Source organism: Streptomyces niveiscabiei (assembly GCF_001419795.1).
In the GTDB taxonomy this organism is placed as follows: Bacteria; Actinomycetota; Actinomycetes; order Streptomycetales; family Streptomycetaceae; genus Streptomyces; species Streptomyces niveiscabiei.
Genome location: NZ_LIRL01000651.1, coordinates 1 through 2612 on the forward strand (window position 1 = coordinate 1; position 2612 = coordinate 2612).

General features: G+C 68.5%; 3 protein-coding genes. 1 reads left to right on the plus strand and 2 read right to left on the minus strand.

Annotation, left to right across the window (positions count from 1 at the left end; genetic code table 11):
* On the minus strand, positions 1-674 hold a 674-nt coding region (locus AOK24_RS29415; protein ID WP_055723081.1), incomplete at its 3' end, for a hypothetical protein.
* 231 nt (positions 675-905) lie between these two features.
* Positions 906-1682: a DUF4142 domain-containing protein gene (locus AOK24_RS29420; protein WP_055723083.1), complete on the minus strand. Its 777-nt coding sequence runs from the start codon at positions 1680-1682 to the stop codon at positions 906-908.
* A gap of 206 nt (positions 1683-1888) precedes the next feature.
* Between AOK24_RS29420 and AOK24_RS29425 the strand changes: the two genes are divergently transcribed.
* A complete protein-coding gene (locus tag AOK24_RS29425; protein WP_055723082.1) occupies positions 1889-2566 on the plus strand; it encodes a DUF6445 family protein in 678 nt (225 codons plus the stop codon).
* Positions 2567-2612: the final 46 nt, after the last annotated feature.

A 2612-nucleotide genomic window follows, 5' to 3' on the forward strand; every position in this document is an offset into this window, starting at 1 on the left:
GTGGCCGGGGGCTGCTCGGCGGGCGGGGTGACCGGCGGCGTCGAGGCCGGCGGCTGCTCGGTGACGGTGCAGTCCTTCGTACCGCCGTTCCAGGCGGCGATCAGCTTGTCCTTGATGACCAGGCGGTCCGGGCCCTTCGGCAACTCACCATGTTCGAAGCCGTCGTTGGCCTCCTTCTTGCCGTCGAACTTCACCGCGCCCCGGTAGAGGTCGACCTGCGCGAAGCAGCCCGCGTTCGGGACGGCGATGTCGAGCGTGTCCTTCTGGCCCTTCTTCACCGTGACGGTGTCGAAGTCGACGAAGACCTGCTCGCCGGAGGTGGCGAAGGTCGCGCCGTGCGCGAGGTAGGAGGCGAGGGAGACCGTGCAGGTGCCGCCCGCGCCGAGCACGGTGACGTGCACCTTGCCGTCGCTGGAGGGCTTGAGGCTCTGGTCGTCGACCTTCACCGAGTCGAAGAAGGTGTTTCCGTCGAGCGAGAACTGGCAGCGGTCGGCCTCGGTCTTCTCGCCCGCGCCGGTGCCGGGCCGGTACTGGCCGCCGTTGTTCCAGCCGTGCCCGCCGCCGGTGCTCGCCCACGCGCCGGACGCGGCGGCGACGGAGGCGGCACACAGGGCGAGCGAGGCGACGCCCGTCCCCAGCAGGCGGCGCGCGGTGACACTTCTCGCTATGGACATGCGTATCCCATCTTGGCGTGCTGATATGACGCGACGTCATATCGGGTACAGCCAGGGGTGGTTGGTCGGATCACGTGGCTGGTCGCTCACAACTGCCGGGCTGCGGCAGCCGTACGGACCAGGAGGGACACCCGGCGCGACCGGTCGGTGCGCCAGGGGTGCGGGAGTCATCGTGATCTTCGCCCGGGAACGCTGTCAACTCGCGCGTGGTTAACGTGAGTTAACGGAACGTCAGCCGCCGTTGTTGTTACCGCCGTTGTTGTTCCCGTTGTTCCCGCCCGGGTTCGGCGCCGCGGTGACGCCCGCGCTGGCTCCGACGATCTTGTCGATGTCGACCGGGGTCGAGGTGGCGGTCGGCGGCGGGGTGAGGACGACCATGGGCGCCCCGGGGATCGGGGGAGGCGGCGTCATGTCGGAGTCGGGCAGTTTCGGCGGAGTCGTCTGCTGGAAGATGGTCTGGTTGTAGTCGACGAGACCGGTCTGTTCCATCACCGTGATGTGGTCGAGGACGGTGTCGTTCGCCTGGTCCGCCAGCGCCCGGATCAGGGTGTTCTTGGTGGTGGAGCGGATCTTCGCGATCGTGTTGAAGATCGAACCGTGCGTCATGCGCAGGATGTTGGCGTAGTCGGTGTCGAACTTCGCGCCGTTCTCCGACTGGAGCTGGCTCACGAAGCCCTGTTGCTGAGGGCTCGCCACGTTGGGCAGCGTGATGTTCAGCATCGGGGCGATCTTGCGGCAGGTCGTGTCCAGCGCGGCGTGGCCGTCGATGAGGTGCTGGCCCGCCGTGACGACGGCCGGAGAACTGCCCTTCTGCACACCGATCTGGCCGAGGGGGTACTCCCACAGTCCCGCCGCGCGCACCTTGACCACGAAGTCGCGTTCCCCTTCGGTCAACGGCCCCCACTGGGTGTTGGCGATGATCCGGTCACCGGACTTCGAGACGGTGCTGACACCCAGCATCGATGGGTAGGCGAGTGCGGCGAGAGTCAGGCTCAGGGCACCGCCCACGAAGAGAGTTCCCATCGCGTTGCGTGAAAAGCGCACCGTGCCTCCTGCCCGGTCGGGGAGCCCGCCGCGCGGGGGCGGCGGGATCGGACGTACAGGAGTACGGACGGGAACGGCCTGCGACTCACCGGGGTGGCAAAAAGTTTCTTGGGCTGGGTTTGGGCAAAACGTGGGCGAGCACTTGCTTACCCCGGTCTTACATTCGCCGCATGCCCCCACAGCCACGCGCGCCGCAGCTGCCCGTACTGCCCTACCGGAAGCCGACCAAGGGCCGGGACTACTGGGTGATCGACGACGTCATACCTGAGGTGGACGCCGTACGGGAACGGTGCCTCGCCCACGAGGACTGGGTCAGGGGGTACCCGTACACCTCCGAGACCTGGCCGGGGCTGCGGGCCATGCCGGGGCTCCAGCCCGGTGAACTCGCCCGCGTGGAACGGCTGGTGATGCGGGCGACCGGGGCGCGGAAGCTGTGGGTGCAGGAGGCGCCCGGCGGCGGCACCCTCAACCACAACTGCGTGCAGGTCGTCGGGGAGGGCGAGAGCGAGCCCCGGCCGCACACCGACTCGCGGTCGCTGTGCCGGTACGCGGCCGTCCTGTACCTCAACCCCGTAGCTCCCAAGGACTGCGGTACGGCGTTCTACCGCCAGTCCCTGCCCGGCGGCCGGCTCGGCGGCAACGTCGTCCAGGCCCCCCACAACAACCTCGTCGACGCCCTCGGCACCCGCTTCGTCGCCCCCGACGCCTTCGAGGAGGACGTACGCGTCCCCCACAAGTACAACCGCCTCCTCCTCTACAACGCCAACCTCGTGCACAGCGCGACGGGTTACTGCGGGACGACCCTGGAGGACAAGCGCATGACGGCGGTCTTCTTCTGGATGGCCTGAGCGCCCCGCAAGGAAGCCACTCCCGCACCCGCCCCGTCCCTAACAC